The organism is Sphingomonas sp. jy18 (genome assembly GCF_056931895.1).
Genome location: NZ_JBXPBT010000006.1, coordinates 63,736 through 79,505 on the forward strand (window position 1 = coordinate 63,736; position 15,770 = coordinate 79,505).

General features: G+C 66.1%; 13 protein-coding genes. 5 read left to right on the forward strand and 8 right to left on the reverse strand.

The features are described 5' to 3' along the window. A complete protein-coding gene (locus AC0QC4_RS13920; RefSeq protein WP_483660510.1) occupies positions 1–1,047 on the reverse strand; it encodes a rod shape-determining protein in 1,047 nt (348 codons plus the stop codon). A gap of 193 nt (positions 1,048–1,240) precedes the next feature. Between AC0QC4_RS13920 and mutL the strand changes: the two genes are divergently transcribed. Together mutL and AC0QC4_RS13930 are read left to right on the forward strand one after the other, a co-directional pair. Further along, a complete protein-coding gene (gene mutL / locus AC0QC4_RS13925; RefSeq protein ID WP_483660511.1) occupies positions 1,241–3,085 on the forward strand; it encodes a DNA mismatch repair endonuclease MutL in 1,845 nt (614 codons plus the stop codon). Next, complete coding sequence (locus tag AC0QC4_RS13930) at positions 3,085–3,756, forward strand: DsbA family oxidoreductase (protein ID WP_483660573.1); 672 nt, start codon at positions 3,085–3,087, stop codon at positions 3,754–3,756. The genes mutL and AC0QC4_RS13930 overlap by 1 nt, the downstream gene beginning before the upstream one ends. A 111-nt stretch (positions 3,757–3,867) precedes the next feature. On the opposite strand, the gene AC0QC4_RS13935 is transcribed toward AC0QC4_RS13930, so the two are convergent. From AC0QC4_RS13935 to AC0QC4_RS13955, 5 genes are all read right to left on the reverse strand, one after another. Then, positions 3,868–5,082, reverse strand: a complete 1,215-nt coding sequence (locus AC0QC4_RS13935) for a cation:proton antiporter (RefSeq protein ID WP_483660512.1) — start codon at positions 5,080–5,082, stop codon at positions 3,868–3,870. 209 nt (positions 5,083–5,291) lie between these two features. Then, positions 5,292–5,771, reverse strand: a complete 480-nt coding sequence (locus AC0QC4_RS13940; protein WP_483660513.1) for a MaoC family dehydratase — start codon at positions 5,769–5,771, stop codon at positions 5,292–5,294. Positions 5,772–5,940: 169 nt separating this feature from the next. Beyond that, on the reverse strand, positions 5,941–7,512 hold the full coding sequence (locus AC0QC4_RS13945; protein WP_483660514.1) for an alkaline phosphatase D family protein: 1,572 nt from the start codon (positions 7,510–7,512) through the stop codon (positions 5,941–5,943). A gap of 212 nt (positions 7,513–7,724) precedes the next feature. Then, positions 7,725–8,720: an aldo/keto reductase gene (locus tag AC0QC4_RS13950; protein WP_483660515.1), complete on the reverse strand. Its 996-nt coding sequence runs from the start codon at positions 8,718–8,720 to the stop codon at positions 7,725–7,727. A gap of 83 nt (positions 8,721–8,803) precedes the next feature. Further along, complete coding sequence (locus AC0QC4_RS13955; RefSeq protein ID WP_483660516.1) at positions 8,804–10,099, reverse strand: dicarboxylate/amino acid:cation symporter; 1,296 nt, start codon at positions 10,097–10,099, stop codon at positions 8,804–8,806. Between the two features lie 116 nt (positions 10,100–10,215). Between AC0QC4_RS13955 and AC0QC4_RS13960 the strand changes: the two genes are divergently transcribed. Then, complete coding sequence (locus AC0QC4_RS13960; protein ID WP_483660517.1) at positions 10,216–11,796, forward strand: long-chain-fatty-acid--CoA ligase; 1,581 nt, start codon at positions 10,216–10,218, stop codon at positions 11,794–11,796. A gap of 21 nt (positions 11,797–11,817) precedes the next feature. Here AC0QC4_RS13960 and AC0QC4_RS13965 read toward each other — a convergent pair whose 3' ends face one another. Together AC0QC4_RS13965 and AC0QC4_RS13970 are read right to left on the reverse strand one after the other, a co-directional pair. Next, entirely contained in the window at positions 11,818–12,585 is a 768-nt protein-coding gene (locus AC0QC4_RS13965; RefSeq protein WP_483660518.1) for a sulfite exporter TauE/SafE family protein, read from the reverse strand. 103 nt (positions 12,586–12,688) lie between these two features. After that, entirely contained in the window at positions 12,689–13,621 is a 933-nt protein-coding gene (locus tag AC0QC4_RS13970) for a LysR family transcriptional regulator (RefSeq protein ID WP_483660519.1), read from the reverse strand. 107 nt (positions 13,622–13,728) lie between these two features. On the opposite strand from AC0QC4_RS13970, the gene AC0QC4_RS13975 reads away from it, so the two are divergent. Together AC0QC4_RS13975 and AC0QC4_RS13980 are read left to right on the forward strand one after the other, a co-directional pair. Further along, positions 13,729–14,070, forward strand: a complete 342-nt coding sequence (locus tag AC0QC4_RS13975; protein WP_483660520.1) for a hypothetical protein — start codon at positions 13,729–13,731, stop codon at positions 14,068–14,070. A 201-nt stretch (positions 14,071–14,271) separates the two neighbouring features. Next, entirely contained in the window at positions 14,272–15,741 is a 1,470-nt protein-coding gene (locus AC0QC4_RS13980; RefSeq protein ID WP_483660521.1) for a coniferyl aldehyde dehydrogenase, read from the forward strand. Positions 15,742–15,770: the final 29 nt, after the last annotated feature.

Below are 15,770 nucleotides of genomic sequence, written 5' to 3' on the forward strand. Positions count from 1 at the left end.
TCAGGCGGAGAGGAGGACGCCGCGGTACACCGGATCCTCCATCGCCCGGCCCGTGCCGATGGCGACGCAGGTCAGCGGGTTTTCGGCGATGATCACCGGCAGGCCGGTCTCGCGGCTGAGCACGGTGTCGAGATCGTGCACCAGCGCCCCACCGCCGGTCAGCACGATGCCCTGATCGACGATGTCGGCGGCGAGTTCGGGCGGGATGTTTTCGAGCACGTTGCGCACGCCGGCGACGATCTGGCTGATCGGTTCGGCCAGCGCATCGGCAATCTGGCCCTGGTTGATCTCGATTTCCTTGGGCACGCCGTTGACGAGGTCGCGGCCCTTGATGTGGATAATCTGGCCCTTGCCGTCATCGGGTCGGCGCGCGACCCCGAAGTCCTTCTTGATGCGCTCGGCAGTCGATTCGCCGATCAGCAGATTGTGGTGGCGGCGGACGTAGGAGACGATCGCTTCGTCCATCTTGTCGCCGCCGACGCGGACCGAGCTGGTGTAGGCAAGGCCGCGCAGCGAGAGCACAGCGACCTCGGTGGTGCCGCCGCCGATGTCGACGACCATTGAGCCGACCGGCTCGGTCACCGGCATGTTCGCGCCGATCGCGGCTGCCATCGGTTCCTCGATCAGGAAAACCTGGCGCGCACCGGCATTCAGCGCCGCGTCGCGGATGGCGCGCCGTTCGACGCTGGTCGATCCCGACGGCACGCAGATCACGATTTCAGGGTAGCTCCACGGGCGCGGATTGCCGCCGGACACCTTGCGGATGAATTCCTTGATCATCTTTTCTGCAACGTCGATGTCGGCGATCACGCCGTCGCGCAGCGGGCGGATGGCTTCGATGCTTTCCGGGGTCTTGCCCATCATCATCTTCGCGTCGTTGCCGACCGCGCGCGTCGTGCGGATGCCGTTGATGGTTTCGACCGCCACCACCGAGGGTTCGTCGAGCACGATGCCCTTGCCGCGGACATAGACCAGCGTGTTGGCCGTGCCCAAGTCGATCGCCATGTCGTTGGACGAGAATTTGAAGAGATTCGAAAACAGACCCATCAGCAATTCCAATTCGTCGAAAACAGCGCTTTTGCCCGAGACCGCGTGGCAGCAGCTGTTTCATCCTGGCAACGATTTCAGCCCGGCCATCGCAGCGCGTCGCTGACCGGATTCCGTAGGGGCGGGAATCGGGCCTTAAAACACGTGGACAGACGGGTCGCAGTGGCGCTGCGACTGCGCTAGGAGGGGCAGCATGTCAATACGCCGCCTCCCGGAAAAGCTGGTGAATCGTATCGCTGCCGGTGAAGTGGTAGAACGACCGGCCAGTGCGCTGAAAGAATTGGTCGAAAATGCCGTCGATGCCGGTGCCAGTCGCATTTCGATCGAGCTGTCCGACGGGGGAATCGCGGGAATCACCGTGACCGACGATGGCTGCGGGATACCGGTGGAGGAGCTGCCGCTGGCGTTCGAGCGACACGCCACGTCGAAACTGCCGGAAAGCCTGATCGGGGAAGACGCCATCGAACGCGTCGCCACGCTCGGTTTTCGCGGCGAAGCGCTGCCCTCGATCGCCTCGGTGGCGCGCGTGCGGTTCGAAAGCCGGGTGGCCGGTGCCGACGGCTGGTCGCTGAGCGTGGACAATGGCCGTATGGCTGCACCTGTGCCCGCGGCCATTCCACCCGGTTCGCGTGTCGCCGTTGCGGGCCTGTTCGATGCGGTGCCGGCGCGGCGCAAGTTCCTGCGCTCGCCTCGCTCCGAATATGCCGCCTGCATCGATGTGCTGCGGCGGCTGGCGATGGCCAATCCTTCGGTCGGTTTCACGCTCGATCATGACGGCCGAACGACCCTGTCCGTGCCGCCGGGGCAGGACCGGCCGTCGCGCGTCGCGGCGCTGACCGACCGGGCGCTGGCTGCCAATTGCGTGATCGTGGAGCTGGAGCGCGAAGGCGTGCAACTGGGCGGCATCGCCGGCCTGCCCACCTTTCACCGCGGCATTGCCGACCATCAATATCTGTTCGTCAACGGACGGCCGGTGAAGGACAGGCTGCTGGTCGGTGCCGTGCGCGGTGCCTATGCCGACCTGATGGCGCGGGACCGGCATGCGGTGGTGGCGCTGTTCATCGACCTCCCGGGCGAGCAGGTGGATGTCAACGTCCACCCGGCCAAGACCGAGGTGCGCTTCCGCGATCCGCAACTGGTGCGCGGCATGATCGTCTCCGGGCTGCGCCGTGCCATCGATGCCGCCGGCCATCGCAGCGCGCAGAGCGCTGATGCGGCGGCGATGCGGCTGTGGCAGCGGGAAGGGGACCTCGCCCCCTTGTCGCAATCCGGGCGCGCGGCTGCGGAAACCGGCTATCGGCCCGCTGCCGTGCCTGGCGTCTGGCCGCGCCATGACGATGCCGCCAGCACCAGGCCCGAACCGCACGTCGGCGATGCGACCCGGCGCTTTGCGGGCTTTGCCGATATCGCTCCGCCAGCGGCCCGCGCCGAACTGGCGGTCGCCGCTGTCCCTGCCGAATCGCCGCTCGGCGTCGCGCGCGGGCAGGTGGCGGCAACCTATATCGTCGCAGAAGCCGCCGATGGCCTGGTGCTGGTCGATCAGCACGCGGCGCACGAGCGGCTGGTGCTGGAACGGATCCGCGCCGGGGCGACCGATGGCGGCGTTTCCGCGCAGCGCCTGCTGCTGCCCGATGTCGTCGAGCTCGACGAAGTGGCTTGCGACCGGCTGGAAGGCCGTGCTGCCGAACTCGCTGCCTTCGGCCTCGACATCGAACGCTTCGGCCCGGCGGCGATGCTGGTGCGTGCGACCCCGGCGCTGCTCGGTACGGTCGACACGGCCCGCCTGCTCACCGACATCGCCGACGATCTTGCCTTGCATGATACCCCGCTCAGCCTACCCGAGCGCATCGATCATGTCGCGGCGACCATGGCCTGCCATGGCAGCGTGCGCGCCGGTCGGGTGCTGAGCGTCGCCGAGATGAACGCGCTGCTGCGCGAAATGGAGGCCACCCCCCATTCCGGCCAATGCAACCACGGCCGTCCGACCTGGGTCAAGCTGGGCCATGGCGATATCGAGAAACTGTTCGGGAGACGATGATGACTGTGCGCCTGTCGATCGATTTCATTTCCGACGTGGTCTGCCCGTGGTGCGTGATCGGGCTCGGCGGCCTCGACGAGGCGCTGCGGCAACTGGACGGACAGGTGGAGGCGGATATCCGGTTCCACCCGTTCGAACTGAATCCCGACATGCCGCCGGAAGGCGAAGACATCGCCGGGCATGTCGCGCGCAAATATGGCGCGACGCCGGAGCAATCCGCTGGCTCGCGCAACATGATCCGCGCGCGTGCGGCCGATGTCGGCTTCACCATCAACGGTGGGCCGGACAGCCGCATCTGGAACACGTTCGACGCGCATCGCCTGCTGCACTGGGCCGGGCTGACCGGCGCGGCGGAGCAGCGGGCGCTGAAGATGGCGCTGTTCACGGCGCATTTCACCGACGGGCGCAACATCTCCGATCATGGCGTGCTGCTGGAAGTGGTGGAGTTGGCCGGCCTCGACGCGGATGACGCGGCCGCGGTGCTCGGGTCGGACCGCTATGGAGAGGCCGTGCGGATTGCCGAGGCAACCTGGCGCCAGAATGGCATCGGCGCGGTGCCGACGCTGATCGTCGAGGGGCGCTATGTCATCTCGGGCGGGCAGACCGGAGAAGTGTTTGCCAAGGCATTGGGTCGGATAGCGGCGGAGAAGGCGGGGGCCACCGCAAACTGACCTGTCCCCCGCTCATGTCGAGCGGAGTCGAGACATCGTCCGACAAGCGCCGTGCCGATGGTGTCTCGACTTCGCTCGACATGAGCGGAAGGGCGAGACCGGCGTGCTGCCTCACCCCCCCTTGGCAATAACCTCCCGCATCCGCGCCAGCTTCGGCTGCACCATCGGCGTGGTCAGCATCGTGCTGGCGACGGCCATTAAGAGCAGCGCGGTGAAGGTGGCGCTGGTGATGATGCCGCGATCGAGCAGGACGTTGGCAAAGATGATCATGATCAGCGCTTTGGTCTGAAGCAGCCAGCCGATCAGTGAGGCTTCACCCTTGGCCCAGCCAAGAATGCGGCCGGCGAGAGCGATGCCGACGAGCTTGCCGCTGACCGAGGCGGCAAGCAGCAGCGCGGCGGCGGCGAAGACGGCGATGCCGCCCATTTCCCATGTCGTCCTGAGCCCGGTCGACAGGAAGAACACCGGCATTACCGCCAGCAATATGGTGTTGCGGAACCGGTCGAGGCTCTCCCGGTCGAACCATTTGGGATCGAGGATGGCGCCGGCGAGGAATGCGCCGACCATGTAATGCAGCCCCGCCCAGTCGGCGACCAGCCCGCACAGCGCCAGCCAGATCAGCCCGACATACCAGCGGTCCCGCTGCGGCACGCGGGCCATGATCGCGCGTACGGCATAGCTGGCAGCAGCGAAGAACAGCAGGAAGCCGCCCTGCCGCCCGATCCGCTCCCAATCGAGCAGGATCAGCGCCAGCACGCCCCAGATGGCGATATCGTCGAGGCTGGCGTAGCGCAGGATGCGCTGGCCGATCGGCTGGCGCAGGATCTCCAGCTTTTCCATCAGCAGCACGAGGATGGGCAGCGCGGTGACGGCTGAGGCCATGCCTATGCCCAGCACCACCTGCCAGTCGGTGCCCTGCGGCCCGATCCACTGGCGGCTGTAGGCGAGCATGGCACTCCCCGCCGCCGCGCCGAACAGCAGCGGGACGATCAATGCCAGGCTGGCGGTAACGCCGGTTTCGCCACGGCGCTTCCAGGCGTCCTCAAGGTCGAGCTCGATACCCGCCAGCCAGACAAACAGCATCACCGCCCACCAGGCGATGCCGTTCAGTGCCTGGATCACCTCCGGGCGAAAGATGAAGCCGTAAGCGTCGGGGAAGGCCGCGCCGAGCACCCCGGGACCGAGCAATATCCCGCCGACGATCTGCACCACCACCAGCGGCGCCCAATAATCGGTGCGAAACACGCGCCAGACCAGCCAGGGCAGGGTGAAGATGATCAGCATCGCCGCTAGAAACAGTTCGGTGATGGTGATGGGATGGTTCATGCGTTTTGATGCCTCGGCAAAGCGCGGTTTATGCGGCTGCGTGGCCGCTGTTTATGGGGTGGCGCAAAGCGGTGCAACGGAGGTGCGCGCGGGCCGTCACCGTCGGCCCGTGCCTAGCACGGCGATTGGCTTGCTCCCCATGCACAAGCAAAGCTCAGCCCCGATAAGTCCGGGGCGACGATGGTTCGCGACGTCAGCGCTGGGAGACGTTAGCCGTCGGTCAGTTCATTTGCCATGCCGACACCCGGCTCCCGCACCCGGACCAGTCCGTTGGCGATGACGCTCAGCACCGCTTCGTCATGCTGGTTGTAGAGGATGGTGCGCGATTTGGTGATGCCCATGTCGGGGCGGTTTTTCGAGCGGCGCTTTTCGAGCAGTTCGCTTTCGACGCGCAGCGTGTCGCCGGGATAGACGGGTTTGAGCCAGCGCAGTTCGTCGATGCCGGGGGAGCCCAGCGAGGCGACGGGGTCGGCCTGCATATGCTCGACCATCATCGCCATCATCATCGCGCCGCTGTGCCAGCCGGAGGCGGAGAGGCGGCCGAAATAGGTTTGCGCGGCGGCTTCGTCCGAGAGGTGGAAGGGCTGGGGGTCGTATTTGCTGGCGAACTCGATCACTTCCTCGCGCGTGACGGGGTAGTGGCCGTAGCGGGCGATGGTGCCGGGTATGAGGTCTTCGTAATATTTCATGGGGGTCTTTCCTCAGAACCTCCCCGGCACGGGGAGGTGGCGAGCGGAGCGAGACGGAGGGGTGGCGAGCGCAGCGAGCTCCCGAGCTGTCGGATGGCGCCGAGGCTCGCTGCGCTCGATACCCCTCCACCACCCTTCGGGCGGTCCCCCTCCCCGGTCCGGGGAGGTCCTAGCTTATCCTTACCCCCGGTGTGCCGTGGGCGACTTCGGCGGTGGCGCGCTTGCTGAGGGTGCTGTCCCGCGTGCTGACCTTGTCGACGACCATGTAGTTGGTCTTCCACGCCTCTGCTGTCACCTCGCAGGTCAAATAGCCGCGCTGGTCGTTGACGAATTTGAGCTCGGGGTTGAACGCCATGAACTGTTCGCTGCCGGGGCGCAGATCGCTGCCGTCGCCGCCGCTCGAGATGGAGGTGGCGACGAATTCGGTAGCGACCACGCTGTCACCCGAGACCAGATCCCCCGCGAAATTCTGATGCTCGTCGCCAGTGAGGACGACGACGTTGTTAAGGCCGCGCATGCGGGCGAGCAGGCGCTGGCGGGGGACTTCATAGGCGGCCCAGCTGTCCATATTCTTGATGACTGCGGGTTCCTCGCGGCGGCGGCGGCGGTCGAGGCTCATCATCATGATCTGCTGGGCCATGCAGTTCCACTGCGCGGTGCCGCGGGTCATGTTGCGGGTGAGCCAGGCTTCCTGCTCTGCACCGAGGACCTGCGCGGCGGAATCCGACACGCCATCGCACACCGGCTTGAAGCCATCGCCGCAGGGCTGGTCGGAACGGAACAAGCGTGTGTCGAGCAGGTCGATCTCCGCCAGCGTGCCGAAGCGGGCCGAGCGGTAGCTGTTCGCGATGGTGCCGTTGCGCGGGAGCATCGAGCGGCGGACGGGCATATGTTCGTACCAGGCCTGTAGCGCAGCGGCGCGGCGCAGCGCGAAGATGTCGGACGGTGCGCCGCCCTCCGGCAGGCCGTCGATGTCCGCCACCCAGTTGTTGGTGATCTCATGATCGTCATAGGTGGAGAAAAAGCTGTGCGCGGCGTGGGCGCGCTGCAGATCGGTGTCGGTCTTGGTCTGGGCGTAGCGCTGGCGATAATCGGACAGGCTGAAACAGGTCTGGCCGACATGTTCACGCACCGGCACGGAGAGCCCCCCGCTGAAATAGGAGGCGCGGGTCGGGCTGCCGCGATACTCGTAGATATAGTCGCCATAATGATAGACGAATGCGAGGTCCTCCCGCGCCATGTGGCGGTAGGCGTTGTAGAGGCCGTCCTCGTAATTCTGGCAGCCGGCGACCGCGAACTTGAGTTGCGCCGGGGTGGCGGTGGCGAGGGGAAGCGTGCGTGCCCGCCCGGTGAAGCTGCGCTCTCCACCAGCGGTAAAGCGGTACCAATAGGGCCGGTCCGGCTGGAGGCCGGTGACCTCGACATGGACGCTGTGCGCCAGTTCGGGGCGGGCCAGTTCCTCGCCCTGCGCGACGATGGTGGAGAAGCGGTCGTCGCTGCCGACTTCCCATTGCACCGCCATGGGCGACATCGGCATGCCGCCGTCGGAGGCCAGCGGATCGGGCGCGAGTCGCGTCCACAGCACGAACCCGTCGGGCGCAGGCTCGCCGGAGGCGATGCCCAGGCTGAAGGGAAAATCGCGCCAGATGCTGGCCTGCGCGCGCAGGATGGCGGGCGCGGTAGCGGCGGTGGCGATGGTTCCGGCGAGGAACAGGCGGCGTGAGACATTGGCCTGGGTCATGGGCGTGGGTGGCTCCGGGTGACAGTTGGCGCAGTCGTAGCGATGTCGTGTTGCGGCGCAATGGCATGCGCAAACTGATTTGCCTATGTTCCCCTGCGAAGGACGGTTCCATCACCAGCCGTTGCGTTTCGCCCGGTCCGTTCGTGCTGGCCGCATCTTCGGGTGATGGGCCCCTGCCTTCGCAGGGGCACACAGGGCTGCCGGGCTAGCGGTTAGATCCGCACCATCCGCATGCCTGACTCGCCATAGCGCGGGCCAGCGGTCGCGCCCTTGGGGCTGGCAGCGTCGAGTGCGGCAAGGTCCTCGGCGGTCAGTACCAGATCGGCAGCGCGAACGCTGTCTTCCATCGTCATGCGGCGCTTGGTGCCGGGGATGGGGACGATGTCCGGCCCCTGCGCCAGCAGCCAGGCGAGCGCGACCTGCGCGGCGCTGGCGTTATGGGCGGCGGCGATGCCCTCGACCACTGCCACCACCTTGAAGTTGGTGGCGAAGTTCGCCTCGCTCCAGCGCGGATCGTTGCGCCGCCAATCGTCTTCGGGGATGGCATCGAAGCTGCGGATCTGCCCGGCGAGGAAACCACGACCCAGCGGGGAGTAGGGGACGAAGCCGATGCCGAGCTCGCGGCAGGTGGTCAGGATCTCGTCCTCGACATCGCGCTCCCACAGCGAATATTCGCTCTGCAGCGCCGCGACCTGATGCACGGCATTGGCGGCACGCAGGCGGGCGGGTGCGGCTTCGCTGAGGCCGATATGCTTGATCTTGCCTTCGCGCACCAGGTCGGACAGCGCGCCCATCGTCTCCTCGATCGGCACATTGGGGTCCATGCGATGCTGGTAGTAGAGGTCGATGCAGTCGATTCCGAGCCGCTTCAGCGATCCTTCGACCGAGGCGCGGGCATTGGCCGGGGAGCCGTCGATGCCGGTGATCTTGAGGCCATCGAACTTGAAGCCGAACTTGGTGGCGATGACGAGGCCTTCACGCTTGCCCTTGATTGCTTCGCCGACCAGCTCCTCATTCTGATAGGGGCCATAGATCTGGGCGGTGTCGAAGAAGGTGACGCCCATGTCGATCGCCTGGTGGATCGTCTTGATCGCCTCATCCGGATCGGCCTGTTCGCCGTAGGTGATGTTGCCGCCGCGGATCATCGGCATGCAGCCGATGCCAATGGCCGAGACGGTCAGCCCGTCGCCGAGGGTACGCATGTGCATGGTCTCTCTCCTTATGGCCCAACCCGTAGCCTTGAACGTGTCGAAGGGCGTTCCCTGTTACTGCGATGCGCCTTTCGACCAGCTCAGGGCTGCAGGCCTGATCCTTTCTCCAGCGATTCTGTCGCATCGCTGCCCGCCCGCGCATCCACGGTAGCGACGGCTGCGACATCATTTGTGACATTGCCGAGCGTGCGGACGATGTCCGGCAACTGTTCGACCGCGAGCAGCAGCACCAGCGGCTCGATCGGCACGCCCATGGCGAAACAGATCGGCGCGATGGCGGAGATGAAGCTGATCGATCCGGGCAACGATACCGAGCCAAGCGTGGTGGTCGATGCCACGACCACCCCGAAGAACAGGGCCAGCGGTGTGAGTTCGGTGCCGGTCAGCCACGCGACATAGATGGCAACGGCCAGGTTCATCGCCGGGCCGGTGGAACGGAACAGCGCGACTGCCAGCGGCAGGGTGACGTCAGCGGTGGTCTCCCGCACGCCCAGCGTCTTGGCGCCGCGCAGCATGGCGGGCAGTGAGGCCAGCGAGCTTTGCGTCGAGATCGCCACGGCCTGCGCGGGCAGCACGGCGCGGGCGAAGTCGCCGAGGCGCCGTTTGCCGCCGATCAGCGCGATCGGATAACCCGCAGTCCAGACGATGGCACCGACCGCCGAGACGATCAGGATATAGTGGAGGAAGACGCCGATCGCCTCCACGCCGACCCGCGCGGCGACCACGAAGGCAAGCGCTGCGACGCCGATGGGGGCGAGCATCAGCACCCAGCCGATGACGATGAGCATGGCATTGCCCAGCGCCGCGAAAAATCCGGAAAGCAGCGCACGTTGCGGCTCTGCCAGCCGGGTGATGGCGAGCGCGAAGATCACGACGAACACGATCATCGGCAGGAAGGCGTCATTGGCGGCGGCGAAAATAGGGTTGGTCGGCACCATCTGCTTGATGATGTCGGCAATCGACGGGACGGTGCCGGTGTCGGCGCTTTGCGTCAGGCTGCCGGTCAGGGCAGCGGCCGCTTCGGCAGGGATGGGGAAGCTTTGGAGCAGCAGCGGGGTGACGATGGCGGCCATGATCGCGCCGCCCCACAGCACGGTCAGGAAAAATCCGATCGACCATCCCGCGATGCGCCCTGCGCTGGCCGCGGCGACGGCGGTGACGATGCCGGTGACCAGCAGAGCGGCCACCAGGGGGACGATGGTCATCTGCAGCGCCCGCAGCCACAGCGTGCCCAGAATGTCGGGCACATAGACCCAGCTTTCGACACTGGCCGGCGCGAAGCTGGAGACAGCGATGCCGCAGCCCAGGCCCCCGACCAGGGCAATGAGGATGAACAGCGGCGAGATGCGGGGCATCGGCGGAGCGGAAGAAGCCATGGCTGCGACGATGCCCGCTGGCGCGTCTGCGGGCAAGGGGGGCATCGCCCCCTTTACACCCCGCGCCTTCCCGTTCACGTTAACGTCAAACGCCACAGAGCGGTGGGAGAAGTGCGATGACCGAACGTCCGGAGACCTTTGGCGCTGCCTTGCGCAAATGGGCGGCGGAGACACCCAGCCAGAAGGCAACGACCTTCGAAGGCGTGACCATCGATTTCGCCGAACTCGACCGCCGCGCCAGCCAGGTGGCGCGGGCGCTGGTCGCCGAAGGGCTGGGGAAGGGCGACCGCATCGCCTATCTCGGCAAGAACAGCGCCGCGGTGGTGGAACTGACCTGCGGCGCGGCACGCGCCGGGGTGGTGCTGGTGCCGATCATCTGGCGGCTGACCGGCGAAGAGATCGCCTATATCCTGGGGGACAGCACCGCCAGACTGCTTTTCGTCGGCGATGCGCTGGAAGACAGCGCACTCGCGGCGATGGCGGCATCGGGTGTCGCCGTACCCGTGATCGGTATGGACCTTTCCGCGCCGCAACCGGGCTGGCGCGATTTCGCAGCCTGGCGCAGCGCGCAGGACGGCAGCGATCCGGGCCTTCCGGTCAGCGCCGGGGATCCGGTGATCCAGCTCTATACCTCGGGCACCACCGGCAAGCCCAAGGGCGCAGTGCTGACCCACGCCAATGGCACCACACTGCGCTGGCACATCGAGGATGGCGGCCTTGGCTGGATGCTGGCCGAACCGGGTGAAAGCGTGCTCAACTGCATGCCTTTTGCGCATATTGCCGGGATCGGCACGGTGCTTGGTGCGGTCTATTCGGGGCAGGAACTGGTCATCACCCGCGAATTCGACCCGGGCACGACCCTCGACATCATCCAGGATTTCAAGCTGGGGCGCCTGTTCCTGGTGCCGGCGGCGCTGGGCATCCTGCTGCAGCATCCCAAGGCGGCGAGCACCGACTTCTCGTCGATCAAGACCTTCTCCTATGGCGCCAGCCCCATCCCGCTCGACCTGCTCAAGCGCGGCGTGGAGGTGCTGCAGTGCGATTTTGCGCAGATGTACGGCATGACCGAAACCTGGGGCACGGTGGTGATGCTGCCGCCCGAGGACCACACTGAGGCGCGCGTCGACAAGATGAGCGCGGCGGGCAAGGCGCTGCCGGGGGTCGAGCTTGCCGTATTGGCCGAGGATGGCAGCCATCTGCCCGCAGGCGAAATCGGCGAGGTGGCGATCAGGTCCCCGACCATCATGCAGGGCTATTGGAACCGGCCGGAGGAAACCGCCAAGACCCTGATCGGCAATGGCTGGCTGCGCACCGGCGACGTCGGGCTGCTCGACGATGAGGGCTATCTGTTCCTTAAGGACCGGATGAAGGACATGATCATCACCGGCGGCGAAAATGTCTATCCGGCGGAAGTGGAAAGCGCGCTCTACGCGCATCCGATGATCGCCGATGTCGCGGTGATCGGCGTGCCGGACGAGCGCTGGGGCGAGGCGGTAAAGGCGGTGGTGGTGCCGGCGCCTGGCAGCGAACCCAATCCGGCGGAAATCATCGCCTGGGCGCGCGAGCGGATCGCCGCGTTCAAATGCCCCAAGAGCATCGATTTCGTCGATGCGCTGCCGCGCAACCCGTCAGGCAAGATCCTGCGCCGCTCGCTGCGCGAACCCTATTGGGCGGACAAGGGGCGGATGGTGAACTGACCGCGCCTTTGACGGCAGGCTCTAGGCGAGCGCGCGATAGATGCCGTAGGCGCTGGTCAGGGTCAGCACGGTGCCGACGAAGATCATCAGCTTGGCCGGCGGAATGCGCTTGGCGAGGATCGCGCCGAGCGGTGCGGCGATGACGCCGCCGATGAGCAGGCCGACGACCGACAGCGAGAATTGCTTGAGGCCGAGCTGGGTCACGAACACTGCCGAGATGGTGAGTGTGACAAAGAATTCGACCGAGTTGACCGTGCCGATCACCTTGCGCGGCTCGGCGCCCTGGATCAGCAGGTTGGAGGTCACCACCGGCCCCCAGCCGCCGCCGCCCGCCGCATCGAGAAAGCCGCCAGCGAGGCCGAGCGGGGCGATCACCTTGGGGTCGCGCAGGTGGATGCGGTGATTGAGCCCGCGCCAAAGGATCCACAGACCAATGATTGCCAGATAGGTCAGCACGAACGGCTTGACGAGATCGCCGTCGATGCCTGTCAGAAAATAGGCCCCGGCTGCGCCACCGATCATGCCGGGAATGACCAGCCGCAGGAACCATCGCAGGTCGATATTGCGATGCCACAGGTGATTGATGCCGGAGACGCCGGTGGTGAAGATTTCCACCGTATGCGTCTTGGCGCTGGCCAGCGCCGGGGGCACGCCCAGCACGCCGACCAGCAGGGTCGAGGTGATCACGCCGAAGGCCATGCCAAGCGCGCCGTCGATCAGCTGCGCCGCAAAACCGACGAGGATGAACGGCAACAGTGCCGACAGGTCGATGGCAGAAAGATCGATCATGAATGCAGCACAGGTCCCCGCAATATCGCGATGCCATAGACCGGGCCACCTGTCCTGCTCCACAGCCTTTGCCTTGGGCGGGGACAAGCAATGCTTTGGGCCATCAGCGCCGCGCCATCGTCGCCGGGTCGAGGTTGGCGCGGACATAATCGATGAAGGCGCGCAGCTTGGGCATCACCTGCCTGCGGCTGGGATAATAGAGAAACAGGCCGCCGCTCGATGCACCATAGCCTTGCAATACCACTTCGAGCTTGCCGGTCTCTATCTGTTTCTTGACATTGGGTTCGGCCATGTAGGCGATGCCGACCCCGGTTTCGACTGCCATGACGAGGGCTGCGAAGTCGTTGACGATCACCGGCCCTGAGACGTCGACATTGATCTGGCGATTGCCGTCGATGAAGCCCCAATCCATGAAATTGCCGGTGGCTAGGCGGACGCGGATGCATTTGTGGTCGCGCAGGTCGGCCGGCTTTTGCGGGCGGCCGTGCCGGTCGAGATAGTCCGGCGTCGCGACGACGGTGAAGCCGAACGGATCGGACAGGCGCACCGCGACCATGTCTGCCGCGAGCGATTCTCCAAGGCGGACGCCTGCGTCATACCCGCCCTCGGTTACGTCGACGAAGCCGTCCTCGGCACAGATTTCCAGCTCGATCTCGGGATAAGCGGCGCAGAAACCCGCCAGGATCGGCTGGAACAGATGCTGCACCACCGCGCGCGGCAGGTTGATGCGCAGCCGTCCCGCCGGGCGCTCGCTGAGGGTGCGGGCGGCCTCGAAGGCATCGCCCAGCCCGTCGAAGGCGGGGCGCGCGCGATCCAGGAACATCTCGCCCGCCTGGGTCAGGCCGACGCTGCGGGTGGTGCGCATCAGCAGCGGGACGCCCACCCGCTCTTCCAGCGCGCGGATTGTCTGGCTGACAGCGGAGGCGGAAATGCCGAGATCGATCGCGGCTGCGGAAAAGCTGCGGCGCTCCGCGACGCGCAGGAACGCCTCCACGCCATCGAGCGCGCCGCGGGTGATTGATAAGCCCTGCTTCATGACATGTGCAGATTAGACGCTCTTATCATTTCGGCAAGCGGCCCCTAAATAGGTTGCACAAAGAAACCAAAAAATTCCGGCTCTCCACTCACGAAAGGTCCAGTCCCATGCGCTCTCCCCTTCTCCCCGCCCTGCTCGGTTTCGCTGTCACCGGCGCCGTGATGTTCGCAACCGCTCCGGCTTCGGCCCAGGCCGCTACCGACTATCGCTGCACCGCGCTGGTCGATCAGGCCCGCACCGCTGCTGCCAACAGCACCGATGCTGCCAAGGCCCAGCGCGCCCGCCAGTTCATCGCCACTGGCCTTGCGCTGTGCGAAGCCCGCAGCGAAGGCCCGGCCGCCCGCCAGTTCCGCTCGGCGCTGCGCGTGCTCGGCGTCCAGGAAATCCGCAATGCCGCTCCGGCCGAGATCGCCAACCAGGCGACGCCGGTCCCGGCTGGCGGCAACTGAGTTCCTTCCGGCCCGGTCGTCTCCACGCCGGGCCACTCTCCCCCCTGAAAATGGGCGGCGGTGCCATCCCGCCGCCCTTTTTTTGCGCGCTCCGGCCTGCGCTGCCGACCAGTTTCCTCTTGCAACCTTGTCTCCGGCATGATGGATTGCCGGTGGTATCGCACGCGCAACGGCGCGGCGCTTTTTCAGGAGAGTCGCGTCATGGCCACTGTTGCCGAACATCCCGTCCAGACCAGCCCCGCCAGCCACACCGCAGCATCGATGCGCGCACTGCTCGACGCCGCCCGCGCCGATTTCACCGCCAGCCTGCCGGTGCCGATCGAGGTGCGGCGTGACCGGCTGGACCGCGCCATCGCCATGATGATCGACCATGCCGATGCCTGGGCCGCGGCGACCAGCGAGGATTTCGGCCATCGCCCGCGCGAGTTGACGATGATCAGCGACGTGCTCGCCAGCAGCGGCGCGCTCAAGCATGCCAAGAAAAATCTGGCGAAATGGATGCGCGCCGAAAAGCGCTCGCCGATGTTCCCGCTCGGCCTGCTCGGGGCGAGCGCGCGGGTGGAATATCAGCCCAAGGGCGTCGTCGGCATCATCGCGCCGTGGAATTTCCCGATCGGGATGGTGATGACCCCGCTCGCCGGCATCTTTGCCGCAGGCAACCGCGCCATCGCCAAGCCGAGCGAATTCACGCCGGCGACCTCGGCCCTCTTCGAGAAGCTGGTGCCGCAATATTTCGCGCCCGAGGAATTCGCCATCGTCACCGGTGGTCCCGAAGTGGGCAAGGCGTTCAGCGAACTGCCGTTCGACCATATCATCTTCACCGGCGCGACCAGCATCGGCCGCCACATCATGCGCGCGGCGGCGGAAAATCTGGTGCCGGTGACGCTGGAACTGGGCGGCAAGTCCCCGGTGATTGTCGGCCAGAGCGCCGATCTTGCCGAGGTCGCGGGCAAGGTCGCGCAGGGCAAGCTGATGAATGCGGGGCAGATCTGCCTCGCCCCCGATTATGTGCTGATCGACGGCGCGCGCGAGCAGAAACTGGTCGACGAGCTGGTCGCCAGCGCCAGCGCGATGTACCCGACCATCCTCGACAACGACGATTATACCTCGGTGGTCAACGACCGGCACCATGCCCGGCTGACCGGCCTCGTCGAGGACGCCAAGGCCAAGGGCGCGGAGGTGACGGTGGTCAATCCGGCGGGCGAGGATTTCGCATCCGCCAACGGCCGCAAGATGCCGATGCACATCATCCGCAACGTCAGCGATGACATGAAGGTGATGCAGGAAGAGATTTTCGGCCCGCTGCTCCCGATCAAGCGGGTGCGCAGCACCGAGGAAGCGGTGGCGCACGTCAATGCCAACGATCGTCCGCTCGGCCTCTATTATTTCGGCAAGGATGCCGCCGAGGAAGCGCGCGTGCTCGACCGGACGATTTCGGGCGGCGTGACCGTCAATGACGTGATCTTCCATGTCGCGCAGGAAGATCTGCCGTTCGGCGGCGTCGGCCCCAGCGGCATGGGCAATTACCATGGTTATGACGGGTTCAAGACCTTCAGCCACGCCAAGTCGGTGTACCGGCAGGCGAAGGTGGATGTCGCCAAGCTGGCCGGGCTCAAGCCGCCGTTCGGCGCGGCGACCGCCAAGACGATTGCCCGCGACCTCAAGAAGTAGGTTGCGCGGGTCGGGCGGGGGAGGCTAAG

What these genes read in the sequence shown, in the direction of transcription:
- AC0QC4_RS13920 (WP_483660510.1), bottom strand. Translation starts at nt 1,047, where the DNA reads ATGGGTCTGTTTTCGAATCTCTTCAAATTCTCGTCCAACGACATGGCG.
- mutL (WP_483660511.1), top strand. Translation starts at nt 1,241, where the DNA reads ATGTCAATACGCCGCCTCCCGGAAAAGCTGGTGAATCGTATCGCTGCC.
- AC0QC4_RS13930 (WP_483660573.1), top strand. Translation starts at nt 3,085, where the DNA reads ATGACTGTGCGCCTGTCGATCGATTTCATTTCCGACGTGGTCTGCCCG.
- AC0QC4_RS13935 (WP_483660512.1), bottom strand. Translation starts at nt 5,082, where the DNA reads ATGAACCATCCCATCACCATCACCGAACTGTTTCTAGCGGCGATGCTG.
- AC0QC4_RS13940 (WP_483660513.1), bottom strand. Translation starts at nt 5,771, where the DNA reads ATGAAATATTACGAAGACCTCATACCCGGCACCATCGCCCGCTACGGC.
- AC0QC4_RS13945 (WP_483660514.1), bottom strand. Translation starts at nt 7,512, where the DNA reads ATGACCCAGGCCAATGTCTCACGCCGCCTGTTCCTCGCCGGAACCATC.
- AC0QC4_RS13950 (WP_483660515.1), bottom strand. Translation starts at nt 8,720, where the DNA reads ATGCACATGCGTACCCTCGGCGACGGGCTGACCGTCTCGGCCATTGGC.
- AC0QC4_RS13955 (WP_483660516.1), bottom strand. Translation starts at nt 10,099, where the DNA reads ATGGCTTCTTCCGCTCCGCCGATGCCCCGCATCTCGCCGCTGTTCATC.
- AC0QC4_RS13960 (WP_483660517.1), top strand. Translation starts at nt 10,216, where the DNA reads ATGACCGAACGTCCGGAGACCTTTGGCGCTGCCTTGCGCAAATGGGCG.
- AC0QC4_RS13965 (WP_483660518.1), bottom strand. Translation starts at nt 12,585, where the DNA reads ATGATCGATCTTTCTGCCATCGACCTGTCGGCACTGTTGCCGTTCATC.
- AC0QC4_RS13970 (WP_483660519.1), bottom strand. Translation starts at nt 13,621, where the DNA reads ATGAAGCAGGGCTTATCAATCACCCGCGGCGCGCTCGATGGCGTGGAG.
- AC0QC4_RS13975 (WP_483660520.1), top strand. Translation starts at nt 13,729, where the DNA reads ATGCGCTCTCCCCTTCTCCCCGCCCTGCTCGGTTTCGCTGTCACCGGC.
- AC0QC4_RS13980 (WP_483660521.1), top strand. Translation starts at nt 14,272, where the DNA reads ATGGCCACTGTTGCCGAACATCCCGTCCAGACCAGCCCCGCCAGCCAC.